Source organism: Kribbella sp. NPDC006257 (assembly GCF_040613535.1).
Lineage (GTDB): Bacteria > Actinomycetota > Actinomycetes > Propionibacteriales > Kribbellaceae > Kribbella.
In genome coordinates this window covers 258,689-277,776 of the sequence record NZ_JBEXSJ010000004.1, presented here as the reverse complement: position 1 = coordinate 277,776, position 19,088 = coordinate 258,689, and the positions used below count along the sequence as shown (strand labels likewise).

Genomic DNA, 19,088 nt, shown 5'->3' with positions numbered 1-19,088 from the left:
AGGTGCGCAAAGTGGTCATCGCTGGAATGCTCCGGGATCGCGGGTCATGGGTGGGCGACCCCGCTTCGACGGCGGGACCGGTCATTCGGTTCCCACCGGATTCTTCGCCGGTGCAGCGGCTGGTTCGGTTGCCGGTCCGGCGGGGCTGCCGCCGCGGGTCGTCTGCCAGTGCCGCAGCAGCGGCAGCAGCTTGGCCCGGCCGCGGGCGCACCGGCTCTTCACCGTGCCCGGAGCGCAGCCGAGGATGGCGGCCGCCTCCTCGATCGAGTAGCCCTCCATGTCCACCAGGACGAGGGCGCTGCGCTGGTCGGTGTTGATCTGCTTGAGCGCGTGCAGGACGTCCATCCGACGCTCGCGCAGTTCGGCCGGGTCGTCCTCGGCGGGCCCGGCCAGCTCGGCCGCGCGGTCCTCGTCCTCGGGCAGCGGGTCGGCCTGGCGTACCTGGCGGCGGCGGATCCGGTCCAGGCAGGCGTTCACCACGATCCGGTGCAGCCAGGTGGTCACCTTGGCGTCGCCGCGGAACGAGTCGGCCCGGCGGAACGCGGAGATGAACGCCTCCTGGAGCGCGTCCGCCGCCTCCTCGGGTTCGCCGAGGGTGCGGATCGCGACCGCCCACATCCGGTCCCGGTGCCGCTTGACCAGGTACCCGAACGAGTCCGGGTTGCCGGCCACGTGCAGCCGGAGCAGCTCGTGGTCGTCCATCGTCTCGTACGGCGGGTGCGTGGGGACCGGATGGTCGCCGGCCGGTCCGATCCGCGGGATCGAGGGCGGCGGGCCGTCCTGACCGGGCGGGGTCGAGCTGTCGAGTGAGGTCATTTCTGGATCGCGACCTCCGCGATCTCGCCCCGGTAGTCGCTACCGTCCTTGGGCAGGCTGGTCAGCCAGACCAGCACGAACCGGGTCTGGGTCGGCGCGGCCGGCTTGAGGACCGCGGACTCTCCCGCGTCCTTCAGTTTGGCGACCGACTTCCAGTCGTCGACCGTCTCCGGCGCGGAGGCCGCGCCCGGGTCGGCGGGCACCATCAACTCGAGGCTGGTCGGGTCCCCGACCAAGGTGACCGTCACCTGCGAGACGTTCGTCGGCTGGCCGAGGTCGTACCAGATCCCGACGCCCTTCTTGGTGCCGCCGAGATCAGGCCGCTTCTTGTACGACATCGTCGTCCAGGTCGTACTGGCCTTGCCGTCGTAGGTGTTCTTCACGTCGTCGGGATGCTCGAAGCCATTGCCGTCCGGCTCCGGGTCGAAGTCCTTGGCCGCGACGATGGTGGCCTTGGCGTTGGTTACCGGCGGCGGTCCACTGGTGGCCGGCGTGGTCTTGTCCCCGCTACCGCCGCTCTGGTCGTTGTTGATCGCGCCCTTCACCAGGAACTGTGCGATCCCGATCACGGACAACAGGGCGAGGATGGCGAGCAGGATCAGGATCCGGCCGCCCCAGCTGCCGCGCGGCTTGGGCTCGTCGGTCGGTGGCTTGCGGCGGCCGTGGCCGTTCTGGCTCGGCGGTTGCTGGCGGCGTACCGGGCGGGTTTCCGCGGCGGTCGCGTACGCCGGCTGGGCGGCCGTCTGGCCGTTGCCGAGCTGGTAGTCGGGCGTCGGTGTCGGGTCCAGCGCAGGCGGCACGTAGGCCGGCGGGACCACCTGGGTGGCGTCGTCGACGCTGCCGTTCTGTCGCGCGACCGCGACCGTCTCGTCCATCTGGCTCGGTGGCTCGTGCGAGCTGCCGACGACGCCCGAGAGCGCTGCGGACAGGCCGGCCGCGCTGGTGATCGGTGCCGAGTGATGCCGCGGCGGGTCACCGAGCAGCCGGTCGGCGATGTCGTCGAGGGAGCGCGGTACGCCGGCGCGTACCTGTCGAGGGCTGAGTAGACGGCCGTGCTCGACCGGGGCGGGTTGCAGTCCCCAGGCCGGGCCGGAGCTCGGCCACCTACCGGTGAGGGACGCGTAGAGGAGCTCGCCGAGCGCGCGGACGTCCTGTTCCGGCGTACCGGGGCCGGTCGAGCGGAGGGCGGCTTCGGTCGCGAGACCGACGACCTTGATCGCGCCCGCGTCGGTCACCACGACCGTGGACGGGCTGATCGAGCCGTGCGAGTGGCCGGTCCGGTGCAGGTTCTCGAGCGCCTCGGAGACCTCGCGGGCCAGCCAGCCGGCCTGCTGGCCGGTCAGCGGCCCGGCGGCGAGCATCCGCTCGAGCGGGCGGCCGCCGGCCCATTCGCGGACGCAGTACGTCACGCCGTCGTGCATGTCGCAGTCCAGCACCCGGAGGAAGCGCGGGTCGGCCGCGGCGGCCGCGCGGCGGGCGGCGTCGAAGAGCAGGTTCGTCCGCGGATCGCCGACCGGGAGGACATCCACCACGACCGGGCGGCTCAGCACCTCGTCCACGGCACGCCAGACCCGGGCACCGTCGATCTCCGCGAGCAACTCCGCGATCCGGTAGCGCCCGGCGAGCAGAGCACCCGGACTGACGGTCTGGTTCGACACGGGGTCTCTCGCCCTCCTCGATGGCACTGGTCAGATCGCAGCCCCATGCTAGTGCTTCGGCACGACTAACCGAGGTGCACTAGCGCACAAGCGGGGGATCAGGCGCGGCGCGCGCCTCCGGGCAGCTTGGATGTGACCATGGCCACCAGGTCGGTGACCTCGTGGATACGTAGTACCCGGGCTACCGCGACATACACCGGCAGCATCACCGCGGCCGCGATCGCCAGCAGCACGGCCGAGGTGACCGGACCGCTCCAGTCGGTGACCGAGTCGATCACGCTGATCACCACCCGGCCAACGCCCGCGCCGGCCACCGCCGCGATCACCATTGCCAGCATCGGCAGCCCGATGCCCGAACCGGACACCCGGGGGATCCGGCGGGCCAGGACACTGCGGGACAGCAGTACGGCGACCAGGTAGGCGATCGAGTACGCCGCGCCCAGCATGACCGCGCTGTACCGCAGGTGCTCCTCGCCCAGCAGCACCCGTACGCCGACCACCGCGGCGATGATGTTGACGGCCGCGATCACGCACTGCATGAAGAACGGGGTCCGGGTGTCCTCGAACGCGTAGAACGTGCGCAGCTGGAAGTACTGCACGGTGAACGGGACCACGCCCAGCGCGAGTGTCATCAGCGTGTACGCCATCAGCTGGGTGTTGTTCGCACCCGCGCCGTACCCGGCGATGACCGTGGTGATCGGATGCGCGAACGCGATCATCGCCGCCGCGGCCGGGATGACGATGGCCAGCGCCTGCCGGAGCGACTTGGCCGAGAGCCGGGACACCTCGGCTGTATTGCCTTCGGACGCCAGGGCCGACATCTGCGGCAGCGCGGCGGTCGCAAGGGAGACGGTCACGATGCCGTGCGGCACCAAGATGATCAGCATTGCGGTGCTGTAGGCAACCAGACCTGCTTTGGCGCCTGGGGTGTTCGAGGCGCTACCGGCGATGGCGAGTTGGGTGACCACGACGAGGGTCACCTGGTTGACCGCGACGAACAGCACGGTCCACATGCCGAGTCGCGCGGTCTGGCCGAGGCCGGTACCGCGCAGGCCGAACTTCGGCTTGTAGTGATGGCCGCTGGCGCGCAGGTACGGCAGCATCACCAGCAGCTGGACCGCGATGCCGACCGTATGCCCGAGCCCGAGCAGCAGCTCCTCGCCGTGGCTGAAGGTGGGCGGGGTGGAGCCGACCCGGTAGACGAACAGGAACACCACGATCGACGCACAGGCGACGATGTTGTTCGCGATCGGCGCCCACATCATCGGGCCGAACCGGCGCCGGGCGTTCAGCACCTGGCCGACCAGCACGTACGCGCCGTAGAAGAAGATCTGCGGCAGGCACAGCCGGACGAACATGATCATCGACGCGCGCTCGGAGGCCCGGGACGGATCGTGCAGTTCCTTCGGCAGGTAGAGCTCCGCGATCAACGGCGACAGCAACACGCACGCGACCGTGACGACGGCCAGTACGACGAAGCCGAAGGTGAGCAGCCGGTTGGTGAAGTCCTGGCCGCCGTCGTCATGGTTCTTGATCGCGCGGACCAGCTGCGGGACCAGCACGGTGTTGAAGACACCACCGGCCAGCAGGATGTAGAGGCTGTTCGGGATCGTGTTCGCGGCGGTGAAGATGTCGCCGCGCAGCGCCGTACCGATGGCGGCTGCGAGCAGGGCGATCCGGACGAATCCGAGCAGGCGGGACAGCACCGTTCCGGCTGCCATCACCGCCGCGGAGCGCAGGGTGCGGTCAGCCATCCTTCGTCCCGACTCCTTCTTTCAAGCTTTCCTGGGCGTGGCCGTTCGGCTCCGGGTCGATCGCCAGCGGCTGGAGCTCGTCGGCCGGCAACTCGAGCCGGCCGGTGGAATCGGTGGACCCGGCGGAATCGGTGGAATCGGTGGACCCGGTGGGGTCGAGCGGGGCCGGGTGCAGCGGGTCCGGGCCGGGCTCCGGCGCGGTCGGGTTCCGCTTCTCGGAGCGGATCCGGCGGTAGATCCGGACCGCCGACGTCCCGAACAGCAGCGCGCAGGCGGCACCGACCAGGATCCAGCCGACACTGCCGTACTGCGCGGCCTGGATCACCAGCTCCTGCGACCGGCCGAGCGGGATCTGCTGTCCCGAGATCACCTCGGCCTCGGCCCGGATCACACCGTTCTGCTCGGCGCTCGCCTTGATCTGGAACGTCGCCTTCTGGTGCGGCGGGACGATCTTCTGCTGGATCGGCTGGATCCGCAGGTCGTCACGGTTCGGCGAGGAGACCGAGACGCCGACCCGGATCGTCATGTCCAGGCCGTTCTCGACGGTCAGCGGGAACTGGCCCTTGCTGCCGGACAGGTTCACCTTGATCGCCCGGTGCTGGCCGCGCTCGCCGCCGGCGTTGGTGACCAGGTGCACCTTGTTCAGCTGCGAGACCACTCCGCCCTGCTCGTAGCTGATGAACCGCTGGGCCTCGTCGGCGAACCCGCGCCAGCTGGTTGAGCCGGACCGAAGCAGTGCGCGGCGCAGGTTCTCGTCGGCCTGCTCGATGTTGTTCAGCAGCGAGATGAAGGTGTTGGTCGAGTTGCTGAGCTGCCGGATCTGGTCGAGTTGGCCGCTGGTCAGACCCGGGGTCTGGTGGGTCGCGGCCGGTGCCTTGGTGACGATCGGCTTCGGCGTCGCGGCGTTGATCTGGTTCAGCGTGACCGGGGTGACCCACGGCAGGCTGAGGCCTTGCATGAGCTGCGCGGTGGCCAGACCATCGGGGTCCCAGCCCCGCGGCGGCAGGGCGACGACGGAGAGCGGGCCCTTACCGGTCGAGGCGAGCAGTTCGGTCTCGGCCGCGAACCGCTGCCGGACCTGCAGGGGTGACGAAGCGTCGGCCGGGTCGGGGCCGCCCGCCGTCAGCGCCGAGTCCGCGATGACGGTCCGGACGCTCTTCACTGGTCCTTCGGGCGTGAGTACGTCGTACAGGGGTGAAGGGGACAGGCTCGGCCGGTCGGCCGCGGGCCAGGAGCTGCTGCTGACGAAGGTGGTGTCGTCCGGTCGCGACCCGGCGTACCCGGTGGAGGCGGCGGCCAGGTTACGGCTGGTGACCGAGCCGTTCTCCAGCCAGAGGCCGGAGTTGAAGCCCTGGGCGCCGCCGAGGTTGTACTGCTCGGTGGCGGCCCGGGACTGGCTGACCAGATCGCGCAGGGTGCCGCCGCCGTCGATCAGGCCGGCCACGTCCGGATCGCCGTACGGGAGCAGGATGGCGGGGTTCTTGGCGCGGGTGGCGTCGAAGGCCTTCAGCCAGTTCGCGACCGCCTTGGCTCCGGTGCCGGGCTTGCTGATGTTGTTCGCGCCGACCACCCGGTAGCCGTCGCGCATCTGCCGGGCCTCGTCGAGCATCGCCGGGTCGACCAGCCAGGTGACCGGCTGTTTCTGGCCGAGGGACAGCAGCCGGCCGAGCGCTCCGGTCGGTGCCATCGCGGTGGCCAGCGACTCGTTCGCGAAGCGGTCGTTGGCGAGCATCGTCGGGCGGTGCCGCAGCGGGAGGACGACGGCCGTTGTCACCTTGCGGGCGGTCGGTTTGCCGTCCGTCACCGGCATCAGGGTCCGGCTCCGGCCGGCCGTCACCCGGTCTTCCTTGGTCACGTTGCCGCGGAACATCACCCCGACGGCGTACACGCCGGGCTTCCTGCCGATGTTCCACTCCGCCCACGGCACCACCAGCTGGAACTTCACCGTCGCCTTGGGCGCGAGCGGTTCGGTGTAGGCCTGGAAGGTGGTCGAGTCGGCGTTGTCGAGACCGTGGCAGGTGTTCCGGTTGTTGACCGGCTTGTTCTCTTCGGTCGGGATCGCGGCGAGCTCGGCGGGGGTGGTCAGCCGGGTCTCGTCGATACACGCGATCGCCTGCGGGTTCTCCAGCGTGACGTTGCTGGTGTTCGTCACCTGGCCGGTGATCGTCACGGCCTGCCCCGGCCGGGGGGTCGCCGGGGTGAACGAATCGATGGTCACGTCGACCACGGGATCGTCGGCCAGTGGGCTCGCGGCCGCCGTCGTCGCGGCGCAAACAGTTGCCGACGCAACGATCATCAGGCTCGCCGCCGTCGCCGCGGAGAGCCTCAGTCGCCGTCTGAACACGCCGTCACCGTAACCTAGTTCCCCGTGTCCTCTACTCCCGACCGTTCCGCCACCGCTGGATCACTGTCCGCAGTACAGCGGAAAGGTGTCCAAGCCTTGCTGGAGATCGCTCCCGTGGTCGACGAACTGGGTGTCCGGTTCGCCGCGGCCGGGCACGAACTCGCGCTGGTCGGAGGACCTGTCCGGGACATTCTGCTAGGCCGCGGGAGCAAGGACCTGGACTTCGCCACCTCGGCGCGGCCGGAGGCGGTCGAGAAGCTGCTGGCCGGCTGGGCGGACCACGTCTGGGATATCGGCAAGGCGTTCGGCACCATCGGTTGTCGGAAGGGCGAGTGGATCCTCGAGATCACCACCTACCGGTCGGAGTCCTACGATCCCATCTCGCGCAAGCCCGAGGTCTCCTACGGCGACAACCTTGACGGGGACTTGTCCCGGCGCGACTTCGCGATGAACGCGATGGCGGTCCGGCTGCCGTCGCACGAGTTCGTCGACCCGTACGGCGGGTTGGAGGACGTCGCCGCCAAGGTGATCCGGACGCCGGGCTCGCCCGAGGACTCCTTCTCCGACGACCCGCTGCGGATGATGCGCGCGGCCCGGTTCGCCGCCCAGCTGGGGTTCACGCCCGATCCGGCCGTGGTCGCCGCGATGACCGCGATGGCCGAGCGGATCACGATCGTGTCCGCCGAGCGGGTCCGCGACGAACTGATCAAGCTGGTCTGCGCGGACCACCCGCGGATCGGGCTCGACCTGCTGGTCTCGACCGGCCTGGCCGACCACGTGCTGCCCGAGCTGCCCGCCTTGCGGCTGGAGCGGGACGAACACCACCGGCACAAGGACGTCTACGAGCACTCGCTCACCGTGCTCGAGCAGGCGATCGAGCTGGAGCCGCGGCTCGGCGGCACCGAGCCGGACTTCATCAGCCGGTTCGCCGCGCTGATCCACGACATCGGCAAGCCGAAGACGCGCAAGTTCGAGGCCGGCGGCAAGGTGACCTTCCACCACCACGACGTGGTCGGGGCGAAGCTGGCGAAGAAGCGGATGAAGGCGCTGCGGTTCAGCAACGAGCAGATCGACCAGGTCGGCACGCTGGTCGAGCTGCACCTTCGGTTCCACGGCTACGGCACCGGCGAGTGGACCGATTCCGCCGTACGCCGGTACGTCCGTGACGCCGGAGATCTGCTCAACCGGCTGCACATCCTCACCAGGGCCGACTGCACCACCCGGAACAAGCGCAAGGCGGATGCCCTGCGCGCGGCGTACGACGATCTGGAAGAGCGGATCGCGCGGCTGCGGGAGCAGGAGGAGCTGGACTCGATCCGGCCCGACCTGGACGGCAACCAGATCATGCAGATCCTCGGCATCGGTCCCGGCCGCGAGGTCGGCGAGGCCTACAAGTTCCTGATGAACCTGCGGATGGACGAAGGGCCGCTCGGCGAGGACCGCGCCCGCGAGGAACTTCTGAGCTGGTGGAACAACCGAACCTGATCACCCTCGACCGGGGTGACGCGCAGCTGCACGGCACGGTGAGCGGGACCGGGCCGACCGTTGTGCTGCTCCACGCCGGTGGTGAGGAGCGCAGCGTGTGGGCGCCGGTCGCGGCCGCGCTCCCGCTGCGGAGTGTCGCCTACGACCTGCGTGGTCACGGCTCGAGCACGGGTGTCGCCAACAGGCTTCAACCGCTGGCCGCTGACGTGACAGCGATGATCCGGCGCGAACCGGCCCCTGTGGTCGTGGTGGGCGCCTCGCTGGGCGGGCTTGCTGCGATCGCGTCGCTGGGGGAGTCGCCGCAAGACGTTGCCGGGCTGATCCTGGTCGACGTCGTACCCGATCCCGATGCGGCGAAAGTGCGTGCCTGGCTGGATGTGCGGGGTCTGCGCGACCATCGGGCCGAGCTCGTCGAGGACATCTTCGAGCACAGTCACGAGCTGCTGGCGGCCGCTGCGAACCTTGCCGTGCCGATCCTGCTCGTCCGGGGTGGACCGTCGTCGCCGCTCGGTGACCCGGAGGTGGAACGCTTCCGCGCTGCCAATCCGGCCGTCGTCGTCACCCGTGTGCCGGGCGCGGGACACCTGGTGGCGCGCGACGCCCCTGACGAACTGGCGCGGATCATCGCGGACCAGGCCTCTCTCTGGCTAGCGGGTTGACCAGGCTTGCGCCTGCTAGATCGGGTCGAGGGGGATGGTGGCGTAGGCCTTGGCTATGAGGTCGGCTGAGGGGGTGTGGGGCGCGTAGGTGGTGGTGCCGGTGGGGGTGGTGATCGAGGCGACCGGGAGGGCCGGGTCGATGGAGTTGGTGAGGTAGGCCGCGTCGTAGCCGGCGAGGGTGGTCAGCGGGACGGGGATGGTTTCACGTGCAACGGCGAGCGTGTCGAGGCCGGCTTGCAGGGTGAGCATGGTGATACCGGGCAGGACGGCGGCGTCGGGCCAGACGATGCGGTCGCCGGTGGCGAAGCAGATGTTCCAGATCGCGGCTTCGGAGACGTTGCCGGAGCGGTCGAAGAAGAGGGCGTCGTCGTACCCGGCGAGGTTTGCCTGGCGGCCGTAGTACGTGAGGGAGAACGTGCCGGTGTGTTTGAGGTGCGGGACCGGGCGCTCGTGGTCGAAGGCGAGGAGTCGCGGCGCGGTCGGGGTGGGCTCGATCGGGTCGGAGACGGTGACGAGCAGGTCCACATCCAGGTCGCGGCCGCGGCTGAAGGCGTTGATGCGGACCGAGGCGTCGGGCGACGGGGCGCGGTCGAGCGCAGTACGTAGTACAGAAAGGATGCGGTCGGCGGAGACGCCTCGGGCGAAGAGTTCTTGGGAGCTGCGGTCGAGCCGTTCGAGGTGCCGGGCGAGGCCGCGGACCTGGCGATCGCGGATCTGCATCGAGGTGAAGTGGCCGTAGTTGATGGCCCGCAGCAGGGCCGGTGGGACGGATTCGAGCGGTACGCCGTTCAGTTCGAGGTTCTCGGTCACACCTTCAGTCTGGGGGAAGCAGTCCACGCGTAGTCTCGCGGCGTGGACGTCATGAGCATCATCGGGTGGGGCGGATCGGCGCTGGTCGTGGTGTCGTTGCTGCAGACCCGGATCCTTCGGCTGCGGCTGCTGAACCTGGTCGGCTGCGTGATCCTGGTCGGCTTCAACCTCGCCATCGAGGTCTGGCCGATGGTCGGGATGAACGCCGTTCTCGCCGTGATCAACGTCGTGCACCTGTGGCGGCTCGTGCGGCACCGGCATGACGATGCCGAGTACGCCGTACTCGAGGTGAACAGCTCCGACGCCTATCTCGGCCATGTGCTGGCCGCGCACGCCAAGGACATCAGCAGCTTCAACCCGGACTTCACCTCTGCCGCGAGCCAGTACGCCTTCCTGGTCCAGCGCGGCGAACGCACTGTCGGCGTCGTCCTCGCCCACGACGCCGGCGAGGGCCGGGCCCAGATCGACCTCGACTACGTCCTCCCCAAGTACCGCGACTTCACCCCCGGCGAGTTCGTCTACCGCCGCAGCGATGTCTTCACCGACCACGGCTTCCACCGGGTCATTGCCCCCAGCCGTATGCGCGACTCCGGCAAGTACCTCGCCAAAGTCGGCTTCCACCGAGAAGGCCCCTACCTCGTCCTCGACCTCAGCTGAGGTCTTTGGCGAAGCAGAGGGAGGCTGGTTCGTTTTCGAAGGGTGGGTACGGCGCAGTGGGGGTGTAGCCGTGGTGGGTGTAGAGGGTGAGGGCTTCTTGCTGGGCTGTGCCGGTTTCGAGGCGTAGGCGGGTGATGCCTAGGCGTCGGGCTTCGGACTCGACTTCCGCGAGGAGGAGGCGGGAGAGGCCCCAGCCGCGGGAGGCCGGTTCGACGTACATGCGCTTGATCTCGCCGAGGCCGGGCTCGACGGGTTGCAGGCCGACGCAGCCGACCGGGGTGCCGTCGACGAGGAGTAGGATGAACCGGATGTCGGGGTGCAGGCCGACCAGGGGTTGGTCGTCGCCGTAGACGCCGGCCAGTTCGGCCTGCTGGGCGGTGGTCAGCGCGAGGATGTCCGGGTCGGTGGTCGCAGCCGGCCGCAGTTCCACCGCGTCGATCAGGGCCATGTCGCGACGGTAGCAACCTGCCGTGACGCTGCTGTTTCGACTTCCTCACCGGCTCGCAACCGGGCTGTGAGGCCGACGCTGGTGCAAGAGGAAGTAACAGCGTCGACGTGCTCTGATATCGGGTGTGGATTCCATCGAGCAGATCGCGGCAGATGTTCGCAGTGGGGCAGTAGATCCGGTCGAGCTGGTCGAGCGGGCTCTGTGGCGAGCAGAGGAGACAGCGGAGCTCAACGCGGTTGTGCACCTCGACAAGGACGGTGCCCGGAAGGCTGCGGCGGCGCACGACCGTACTGGCGCATTAGCGGGCATTCCCGTGCTGGTGAAGGAGATCATCGAAGTAGAAGGCCTGCCCTACCGCTGTGGCTCGCTCACGATGAACGAGCTCGGTGGTAGCGACGCAGACGTCGTACGGCGGTTGCGTGCGGCCGGGGCGATCGTGATCGGGCTCAGCCACAGTCACGAGTTCGCCTACGGGTGCACTGGGACTTCAAATCGCGTTGGGCCTTGCCGCAATCCGCATGACCTCTCACGCATCACCGGTGGCTCCAGTGCCGGAGCAGCAGCGGCAGTGGCGGAAGGTGTTGTCCCTTTGGCGATCGGCACCGACACTGCCGGCTCGGTGCGGATCCCCGCAGCACTGTGTGGGGTAGTCGGCTTCAAGCCCGCCCGGAACACCCTGTCCACAGACGGCGTCTTCCCGCTCTCCCAGAGCCTCGACCACGTCGGGGTACTCACCTCAACGGTCGCCGACGCGCAGTACGCCGTCGACGCGCTGACCGGTTTACAGACAGCCCGTACTGCGGGCCCGCCGCGGCTCGGGCTGGTGCAGAATCCGGAACACCTCGACTGTTCCCCGGAGGTCACCCGGGCCTGGCTTGCCGCCGTAGGTCGTCTGCAAGAAGCCGGTGCCCTCGCCCTGGACGTGATGATCCCCGACTGGACCGAGACCACCCAGGCGGCCGTCGACCTGCAAGGACCGGAGGCGGTCGCAAACCACGTCGGCCGGGATACCCGCCGCTACCAACCCGACGTCCAGGAGAGACTGCGCGAAGCGGCCGAGGTACCGGCTTGGCGTTATGTCAAGGCACGTCATCAGTCCACGGTGCTGACGGGTGAGCTCGGAATGTCGCTCGGTGGTGTCGATGCCTTGCTGCTGCCGACCGTGCAGCTGGTCGCCCCGATGCTCGACGAGGTCCGTTTCAAAGCCAAGGAGGTCCGGACCAAGCTGTTGCGAAACACCCGCCTCGCCAACCTGACCGGCTACGCGGCGTACAGCGTCCCGCTGCCTGTCGACGGGCTGCCGATCGGTCTGCAGATCATTGCCGAGGACAACCAAATGGCGAGCACTGTCGCGCAGTGGATCGAACACGCCCTGGTCTCTCGTCCACAGGCTGTGGACGAGAGACCAAGGAGGGCGGACTAGAAAACCTCTTCGAACTACGAGTAGAACCTCACGTCGGCGAGCGTCCACCAGTGGTCGCTGGTGGAGGTCGAGGTGATCCGGACATACCGCGCCCGGGTCGGAGTCACGTCCACGTTGGTGACCTGACCGTCCGATGTACCACTGGCCAGCGGTCGCCAGGTGGTCCCGTCATTGCTGTAGGTCAGCTTCCACGAGGCCGCGTAGTCCCCGAGATTGCCGCCGCTGTCGAGCGACACCCGGCGTACGGTCTTCGCCGTGCCCAGATCGACCTGCAGGTACTGATCCGGCGCCTGTGCAGCCTTCGACTGCCACAGCGTGGATCCATCGGCATCGATCGCCAGCGCCGCATCAGCAGCCGGCACCGCGGTCGCAACAGCGTTCGCCAGTGAGATCGGCGTCAACCGCGAGCCACCCGCACGAGGCCAGGTGAAGGTCGCGAGCCCACCGCCCGGCAGCGTGTACTCGAATGACTGGTCGCCGACCGCCACCGCGAATGACCGCGGGTCGTCGTTCTCGTTGTGCACCACCAACGCCGTCGACCCGTCCGGGTTGCGGAACGCGGCATCCATCAGCTGCCCGTTCCACCCGGTCGTCCCGTACGACGTACTGCCGATCCGCACTGCGCCCGGCTTCACGAACTTCGACAGGTGACCGATCGTGTAGTACTCCGCGTCGTTGGTGATCGTGCCGTCCGGTTGCAGCGTGACGAGCCCGGTGCAGGTACCGCAGCCGCCGAGGTGCGGACCGCCGGTCGAGTCGAGCGCGATGTTCCAGTTCACTACGGACTTCGCCCAGTTGCGGGTGGTCCCCAGTGCGAGGTTCCGAGCATGCCAGGTGAGCGTGCCGCGGAAGATCTGCGCCGGGGTGTCACTGGCGCCGTGCGAACCGGAGCACTCGGTGAACCAGATCCCCTTCTCCGGGAACGCCTTCTGCAAAGCACTCTGGGCCGCTGCGCTGCCCGAGTAGCAGTGGTACGCCGTACCGGCGATCCACTTGGCTGCAGGCGTGCTGAGCAACTGGTACGGGTAGTCGGTCTCCGGGTCCTCGCCGGGCGGAGTGTTGGCGACGTCGCCGGGGTGCGTCGTCCAGTTGTGGTCGTAGCCGAGGATCTTGGTCCGCGGGCTCGCCTTGTGCAGCAGTGGACCGAGTGCCTCGATCACTGCCGCCTCCTGGCGCACCGGCATGTCCGTGCCCGGGTAGCCACCGGGCTTGCGGTTCTGCGGCTCGTTCTGCACCGACAGGAAGTCCACCGGTACGCCGGCCGCCGCGTACGCCTGCACGAACTTCACCAGGTAGCGCGCGTAGGCGTTGTAGATCGCGGGGTCGTCCTTGAGCCGGCCACCGACCAGGGAGTCGCCGGTCTTCATCCAGGCCGGTGGGCTCCACGGCGTCGCCATCACCTTGAGCGCCGGGTTGAACTGCTTGGCCCGCCGGAGCAACGGCAGCACCTGGGTCTGGTCGTGCGCGATGGTGAAGTTCTTCAGCGCGAAGTCGGTCTGGCCGGCGGGCACGTCGTCGTACGTGTAGTGCGTCGCTGCAGCGGTGAAGTCGGACGAACCGACCGGCTGACGCAGGAAGCTCACGCCGATGCCCTGCTTCGGGTCGAACAGCGAGCGCAGGGTCTTCTCCCGGTCGGCCGCGCTCAGGCGGTAGAACACCGCCGCGGACGAGTCGGTGATCGAGGCGCCGAAGCCGTCCATCGTCTGGTACTTCGTGCTGGGGTCGACCGTGATCGTCGTCAGTTTGCTGTCCGTCCGGCTGAACGCGACCGGGGTCCGCTCGTGCAGCAGTTCGGCACGGTCCGGAGTGGTGACCCAGACCCGGGCCGCCGATCCGGTCGCGTGGTTCACAGCGGGCGTCCGGGCGGCGTCCGCGCCGACCGACATCGCGCTGAGCACCAGGGCGGAGACCGCGACGGTCCCGCCGATCGTTTGCCAGTTCATTGTTCTCCTCTACAGCGGGCGGGCTGTAACAAATGAAACACAACCAGCTGTCTCCAGGTCAGAAAACAGGCCAGCTGGCGTCTCGTCAAGACTGGGATTAGGGTGCATGTGTGAAACAGAGCGATGTAACAAATGCCTAGAGCGCGCGCGACCGTGCGCGACATCGCGGCCGAGACCGGTGTTTCGATCGCGACCGTCTCACGGGTCCTCAACCAGGCGGGCAACGTGGCGCCGCAGACCAGGGAGCTGGTCGAGCAGGCCGTCGAGCGCCTCGGCCTCCGCGCACCGGGTCCCCGCGGCGGGCAGCCGAAGCCGGTCGCGGGCGCCGTCTACGTCCGCTGCCCGTATGTCCTGACCGACTACTTCGGCCTGATCGTCTCGTCCATCGCCGAGACCCTCGAGCGGCACGGCCGGCAGCTGGTCCTCAATGCCGGTGAGGCCGCCCAGCACACCCAAGCGCTCGCCCGGCTGACCGGCGGCCACGGCCTCGCCGGCGCGATCCTGATCCTCCCGCCCGAGCCCAGCGACGAACTCGTCCAGCTTCAGGCCCGACGATTTCCCTTCGTCGTCGTCGACCCCCGTACTACGCTGCCGCGCGACATCCCGTCGGTCTCGGCGGCCCACTTCGCCGGCGCGCGGCAGGTCACCGCGCACCTGGTCGAGCTCGGCCACACCCGGCTCGGCGTGATCGCCGGCCCGCGCGAGTGGCTCGCGAGTGACGCCCGGATGGGTGGCCATGCCGCCGCCTGTGCCGACGGCGGGATCCTCCCGGATGCCGAGCTGGTCCGCTACGTCGAGCCGACCACCGAGCAGGGGTACCGCGCGGCCGGGCAACTGCTGGACCTTCCGAACCGCCCGACCGCGCTGGTCGCTTTCAACGACAAGGCCGCGGTCGGCGCGATGCAGGCGGCGGCCGAGCGCGGTCTCCGGATCCCGACCGATCTCTCGATCGCGGGCTTCGACGACATCGACCTCAGTCGCGCCACGTCACCGCTGCTCACCACCGTCCGGCAGCCGCTCCAGGAAATGGGCCGGATGGCGGTCAGCCTGCTGACCCGCCTGCTCGACCGCCACGAGGTCGAGGCACTGCACGTCGAGTTGGCTACTGAACTGATCATCCGAACCTCCACCGCCCCACCAAACTGACCACCCCACGTGCGGCAGGATGCTTGCGTCCGAAGAAGCGGAGGGACGTGTGGTCCACTTCTTCGGACGTAACCGCTGGGTCAGCCGATCGATCGGAGGGCGTGGAGGGCGGCGATCGACTGGTCGACGAGTTCCTCGGCGGTGATCGGGCGGTCGGCTTCGGGGAGGCCGGACCATTCGACGGCCAGGTCCTCGACGTACGCGAGCCAGGCGTGCACCAGCATCCGGGTCGGCGAGGCAGCTTCTCCGGCGGCCGCCGAGTCGCCGAGCAGGTCGAGCACCCGGGTGGTGAGTCCGGCCCGGGTCGCCTCGTAGATCTCCACGACGTACAGGTCTCCGCCGGCGGCGCCGCGGACGAACGAGATGTACGAGTCGCGACGGCGGGTCACGAAGGCGAGGAACGCGAGCAGCATCTCCCGCAGCTGCTCCTCCCGCGGTAGCGCGGGATCCGGCTTGGTGACGCGCAACAAGCGGCGTCCGGCCGCGCTCATCACCTCGACGTAGAAGTCGCGCTTGGTCGGGAAGTAGTGGAACAGCAGGCCGCGGGAGATACCGGCCTCGGCCGCGACGGCGTCGGTCGACAGCTCGTGGATCGGCTGGGTCCGCAGCATCTGCAGGCCGATGCCGACCAGTTGCTTGCGGCGATCCTCCGCGGTCAGTCGCTGGCGCACGCTATTGAGCATTGCTCAGTAAGGCGCTACCGTCAAGGGACACCCCTGACCGGGGTGGTGGGGTGGGGGTCAGCATCGATACAGCGTGAGGAGACGTGATGGGTTTCGAGCCGTCCAGCCGGGCGCAGGAGTTGATCGGCAGGGTCGCGGAGTTCATCCGGACCGAGATCGAGCCGATCGAAGCCGAGGTGCACGCCGCGACGAAAGCTGCCGACGACCCCTGGCAGCCACTGCCCGTCTACAAGGAGCTGCAGGCCAAGGCCCGCAAGCAGGGCCTCTGGAACCTCTTCCTCCCACCGGCCGAACCCGGCAACGAGCAGTACGGCGATGGGTTGAGCAACCTCGACTACGCCCCGATCGCCGAGCTCACCGGCCGCTCCTTCCTCGCGCCGTACATCTTCAATTGCAACGCGCCCGACACCGGCAACATGGAGGTGCTGCTCCGCTACGGCTCGGCCGAGCACAAGCAGCGCTGGCTCGAACCCCTGCTGGACGGCACGATCCGGTCCGCGTTCTGCATGACCGAGCCCGACGTCGCCTCGTCCGACGCCACCAACATGGCCGCGACCGCGATCGTGGACGGCGACGAGATCGTCATCAACGGCCGCAAGTGGTGGAGCACCGGCGTCGGCCATCCCGACTGCGAACTGCTCATCTTCATGGGCCTCACCGATCCCGACGCACACCGCTACGCGCGGCACACGATGGTGCTCGTCCCGCGCAGCACTCCCGGCGTCAAGGTCGAGCGCCTGCTCCCCGCGATGAGCCGGTACGACGAACCGCACGGCCACGGCGAGGTCTCCTTCACCGACGTCCGGGTGCCGGTCGCCAACATCCTGGTCGGCCCCGGTCGCGCCTTCGAGATCGCCCAGGGCCGCCTCGGTCCGGGCCGCGTGCACCACTGCATGCGCCTGATCGGCCTGGCCGAGAAGTCCCTGGAACTGGCATTGCAACGAGGCACCACCCGTACGGCGTTCGGCAAGCCGCTGGTCAACCTCGGCGGCAACCGGGAGCGGATCGCGGATGCGCGGATCGCGATCAACCAGGCGCGGTTGCTCGTGCTGCAGACGGCGTACTTGCTGGACACCAAGGGCCTGGCCGGCGCCTTGAGCGAGGTCAGCCAGATCAAGGTTGCCGTACCGCGGATGGCGCAGGACGTGATCGACATGGCGATCCAGTTGCACGGCGGGGGCGGTCTCTCCGACGACTTCCCGCTCGCGGGCGCGTGGACGAGCGCCCGGGCGCTGCGGCTGGCCGACGGGCCCGACGAGGTGCACCGTGGAGTCGTTGCCCGAATCGAGTTGGCGAAGTACAAGGAGGAGTCGAAGTGAGCAGGGTTCTCGTCACCGGTGGTGCCAGCGGGCTCGGCGCCGCGCTGGTCAATCGATTCGTTGCCGACGGCCACCAGGTGCTGAGCACCGATGTCGCCGCCGAGGTCGACGGGCACGGCGCAACGGCGTACCGGCAGTTGAATGTGCGGGACGCTGCCGACTGGGACGCGGCCGTCGCCTGGTGCGAGGAGAACTGGGGTGGGCTCGACATCCTGGTGAACAACGCGGGGATCGCGACCGGCGGGCGGATCGACGTCGAGTCGCTGGCCGAGTGGGACCGGGTGATCGACATCAATCTGATGGGTGTGGTCCGCGGTTGCCGCGCGTTCACGCCGATGTTCAAGCACCAGCAATCCGGTCAGATCGTGAACACGGCCTCCGCGGCCGGGCTCGTGCATCCGCCGATGATGAGCTCGTACAACACGGTGAAGGCGGGCGTCGTCGCGCTCTCCGAGACGCTCTCGCACGAGCTCAGCCCGTACGGCGTGAGCGTGTCGGTCGTCTGCCCCTCGTTCTTCAAGACCAACCTGGCCGACTCGATCCAGGGCGCCGACACCGCGATGGGCGCCACCGCGCGCCAGCTGATCGAGAAGTCGCCGCGAACCGCCGACGACATCGCGGCCAAGGTCATCGCCGGCGTGCAGAAGCGGCAGTTCCTGATCATCCCGGACCGCCCCGCCCTGCTCGCCTGGCGCACCAAGCGCTTCGCCCGCCCCCTCTACGACCGCCAGATGCGCAAAATCGCTGCCCGCGCCAAACAACGCACGGAGGCGAGCGGCCCCGCGCGGGACGCCGGTGGTGCAGGCAGCCCCGCGGCCGCCGCGGATTCCGTGCCGTCAGCCGGGGAGCGGTGAGGGTCCTTGGCGGCTGAGGAGCGCGGCGGAGCGACGCCTCCCGCCGGGGCGCGCGAGGTGCGCGCGGAGGATGCCTTCGATGTCGCCGCCGTCGATGGCTGGCTCCGGGCTCAGACTGAGCTGCCTGTTGGGCTGCCGGAGGTGAAGCAGTTCTCGGGGGGTGCGTCGAACCTGACCTATCTGCTGCGGTACGCCGATCGCGATCTGATCCTGCGGCGTCCGCCGAAGGGGACGAAGGCGAGGAGCGCACACGACATGGGCCGGGAGTACCGCATCCAGGCCGCCCTGAAACCGGTCTTCCCGTACGTCCCCACGATGGTTGCCCACTGCAACGACGACGCGGTGATCGGCTCCGAGTTCTACGTGATGGAGCGGATCGCCGGCACCATCCCGCGCAGCTCGGCGCTCGGCGTCGACCTCACTCCGGCGCAGACCCGGCAACTCGGCTACACCCTGATCGACACGCTGATCGACCTGCACCAGGTCGATCCTGAGCAAGCCGGTCTGACAGATCTCGGCCGCGGCGCCGGGTACGTCGAACGCCAGATCTCCGGCTGGACCGGCCGCTACCGCAAGGCGAAGACCTGGAACGTGCCGAGCTTCGAGAACGTGATGAGCTGGCTCGCCGCCAACCAGCCGCCCGACGCCGCGACCTGCGTGATCCACAACGACTTCCGGCTCGACAACGTCGTACTGGATCCTGACGACCCGTTGAAGGTCATCGGTGTCCTCGACTGGGAGCTGGCGACGCTCGGGGATCCGTTGATGGATCTCGGCAGCGCGCTCGCGTACTGGGTCCAGGCGGACGACGACTGGGCCTTCCACAAGTTCAAGATGCAGCCGTCCGACGAGCCCGGAATGCTCACCCGGGAAGAGATCGTCGCGTACTACGCGGAGAAGACCGACCTCAAGCCCGCGAACTGGGCCTTCTACGAGGTCTACGGACTGTTCCGGCTAGCCGTGATCTGTCAGCAGATCTACTACCGCTACCACCACAAGCAGACCCGGAACCCTCGCTTCAAGAGCCTCTGGCTGCCGGTGAACGTGCTCGAACGCCGTTGCCGCCGGATCATCCGCAAGGCGGGCTGA

General features: G+C 68.8%; 16 protein-coding genes. 8 read left to right on the top strand and 8 right to left on the bottom strand.

The features are described from left to right. Window positions 1-81: 81 nt before the first annotated feature. From sigM to ABZ004_RS07440, 4 genes are all read right to left on the bottom strand, one after another. Complete coding sequence (gene sigM, locus ABZ004_RS07455) at window positions 82-702, bottom strand: RNA polymerase sigma factor SigM (protein WP_355678991.1); 621 nt, start codon at window positions 700-702, stop codon at window positions 82-84. Window positions 703-812: 110 nt separating this feature from the next. Then, the gene (locus tag ABZ004_RS07450) at window positions 813-2,474 is read right to left on the bottom strand and encodes a protein kinase family protein (RefSeq protein ID WP_355678926.1); all 1,662 of its coding nucleotides are present in this window, start codon (window positions 2,472-2,474) and stop codon (window positions 813-815) included. 98 nt (window positions 2,475-2,572) lie between these two features. Beyond that, window positions 2,573-4,228 (bottom strand): murein biosynthesis integral membrane protein MurJ, encoded by a 1,656-nt coding sequence (gene murJ, locus ABZ004_RS07445; RefSeq protein ID WP_355678925.1) that lies wholly within the window; start codon window positions 4,226-4,228, stop codon window positions 2,573-2,575. After that, on the bottom strand, window positions 4,221-6,572 hold the full coding sequence (locus ABZ004_RS07440; protein WP_355678924.1) for a hypothetical protein: 2,352 nt from the start codon (window positions 6,570-6,572) through the stop codon (window positions 4,221-4,223). Before ABZ004_RS07440 ends, murJ begins: the two co-directional genes overlap by 8 nt. A 63-nt stretch (window positions 6,573-6,635) precedes the next feature. Here ABZ004_RS07440 and ABZ004_RS07435 point away from each other — a divergent pair, with 63 nt between their 5' ends. Further along, window positions 6,636-8,057: a CCA tRNA nucleotidyltransferase gene (locus tag ABZ004_RS07435; protein WP_355678990.1), complete on the top strand. Its 1,422-nt coding sequence runs from the start codon at window positions 6,636-6,638 to the stop codon at window positions 8,055-8,057. Next, entirely contained in the window at window positions 8,039-8,716 is a 678-nt protein-coding gene (locus ABZ004_RS07430; protein ID WP_355678923.1) for an alpha/beta hydrolase, read from the top strand. Before ABZ004_RS07435 ends, ABZ004_RS07430 begins: the two co-directional genes overlap by 19 nt. 15 nt (window positions 8,717-8,731) lie before the next feature. Here the strand turns inward: ABZ004_RS07430 and ABZ004_RS07425 are convergent, their stop codons facing one another. Continuing rightward, window positions 8,732-9,526: an aminotransferase class IV gene (locus tag ABZ004_RS07425; protein WP_355678922.1), complete on the bottom strand. Its 795-nt coding sequence runs from the start codon at window positions 9,524-9,526 to the stop codon at window positions 8,732-8,734. Window positions 9,527-9,577: 51 nt separating this feature from the next. Here ABZ004_RS07425 and ABZ004_RS07420 point away from each other — a divergent pair, with 51 nt between their 5' ends. Further along, entirely contained in the window at window positions 9,578-10,183 is a 606-nt protein-coding gene (locus ABZ004_RS07420) for a hypothetical protein (protein ID WP_355678989.1), read from the top strand. Here the strand turns inward: ABZ004_RS07420 and ABZ004_RS07415 are convergent. Continuing rightward, complete coding sequence (locus ABZ004_RS07415; RefSeq protein WP_355678921.1) at window positions 10,176-10,631, bottom strand: GNAT family N-acetyltransferase; 456 nt, start codon at window positions 10,629-10,631, stop codon at window positions 10,176-10,178. The two genes, ABZ004_RS07420 and ABZ004_RS07415, sit on opposite strands and share 8 nt — an antisense overlap. A 124-nt stretch (window positions 10,632-10,755) precedes the next feature. On the opposite strand from ABZ004_RS07415, the gene ABZ004_RS07410 reads away from it, so the two are divergent. After that, window positions 10,756-12,054, top strand: a complete 1,299-nt coding sequence (locus tag ABZ004_RS07410; protein WP_355678920.1) for an amidase — start codon at window positions 10,756-10,758, stop codon at window positions 12,052-12,054. A gap of 14 nt (window positions 12,055-12,068) precedes the next feature. Here ABZ004_RS07410 and ABZ004_RS07405 read toward each other — a convergent pair whose 3' ends face one another. Next, window positions 12,069-13,997 carry a discoidin domain-containing protein gene (locus ABZ004_RS07405; RefSeq protein ID WP_355678919.1) on the bottom strand — a complete coding sequence of 643 codons (1,929 nt, stop codon included), beginning with the start codon at window positions 13,995-13,997 and terminating at the stop codon, window positions 12,069-12,071. A 132-nt stretch (window positions 13,998-14,129) separates the two neighbouring features. On the opposite strand from ABZ004_RS07405, the gene ABZ004_RS07400 reads away from it, so the two are divergent. Beyond that, window positions 14,130-15,143, top strand: coding sequence for a substrate-binding domain-containing protein (locus tag ABZ004_RS07400; RefSeq protein WP_355678918.1), 1,014 nt, complete (start codon window positions 14,130-14,132; stop codon window positions 15,141-15,143). A gap of 80 nt (window positions 15,144-15,223) precedes the next feature. On the opposite strand, the gene ABZ004_RS07395 is transcribed toward ABZ004_RS07400, so the two are convergent. After that, on the bottom strand, window positions 15,224-15,814 hold the full coding sequence (locus ABZ004_RS07395) for a TetR/AcrR family transcriptional regulator (RefSeq protein WP_355678917.1): 591 nt from the start codon (window positions 15,812-15,814) through the stop codon (window positions 15,224-15,226). A 98-nt stretch (window positions 15,815-15,912) separates the two neighbouring features. Here ABZ004_RS07395 and ABZ004_RS07390 point away from each other — a divergent pair, with 98 nt between their 5' ends. From ABZ004_RS07390 to ABZ004_RS07380, 3 genes are read left to right on the top strand one after another with little or no spacing between them, the layout of a single operon-like run. After that, window positions 15,913-17,145 (top strand): acyl-CoA dehydrogenase family protein, encoded by a 1,233-nt coding sequence (locus tag ABZ004_RS07390; protein ID WP_355678916.1) that lies wholly within the window; start codon window positions 15,913-15,915, stop codon window positions 17,143-17,145. After that, window positions 17,142-17,999 carry an SDR family NAD(P)-dependent oxidoreductase gene (locus ABZ004_RS07385; protein ID WP_355678915.1) on the top strand — a complete coding sequence of 286 codons (858 nt, stop codon included), beginning with the start codon at window positions 17,142-17,144 and terminating at the stop codon, window positions 17,997-17,999. Before ABZ004_RS07390 ends, ABZ004_RS07385 begins: the two co-directional genes overlap by 4 nt. 6 nt (window positions 18,000-18,005) lie before the next feature. Beyond that, on the top strand, window positions 18,006-19,088 hold the full coding sequence (locus tag ABZ004_RS07380) for a phosphotransferase family protein (RefSeq protein ID WP_355678914.1): 1,083 nt from the start codon (window positions 18,006-18,008) through the stop codon (window positions 19,086-19,088).

Bases quoted from the DNA above. Each gene is read 5' to 3' on its own strand.
- ABZ004_RS07400 (WP_355678918.1), top strand. From the start codon at position 14,130: ATGCCTAGAGCGCGCGCGACCGTGCGCGACATCGCGGCCGAGACCGGT.
- ABZ004_RS07420 (WP_355678989.1), top strand. From the start codon at position 9,578: ATGAGCATCATCGGGTGGGGCGGATCGGCGCTGGTCGTGGTGTCGTTG.
- ABZ004_RS07405 (WP_355678919.1), bottom strand. From the start codon at position 13,997: ATGAACTGGCAAACGATCGGCGGGACCGTCGCGGTCTCCGCCCTGGTG.
- sigM (WP_355678991.1), bottom strand. From the start codon at position 702: ATGGACGACCACGAGCTGCTCCGGCTGCACGTGGCCGGCAACCCGGAC.
- ABZ004_RS07415 (WP_355678921.1), bottom strand. From the start codon at position 10,631: ATGGCCCTGATCGACGCGGTGGAACTGCGGCCGGCTGCGACCACCGAC.
- ABZ004_RS07390 (WP_355678916.1), top strand. From the start codon at position 15,913: ATGGGTTTCGAGCCGTCCAGCCGGGCGCAGGAGTTGATCGGCAGGGTC.
- murJ (WP_355678925.1), bottom strand. From the start codon at position 4,228: ATGGCTGACCGCACCCTGCGCTCCGCGGCGGTGATGGCAGCCGGAACG.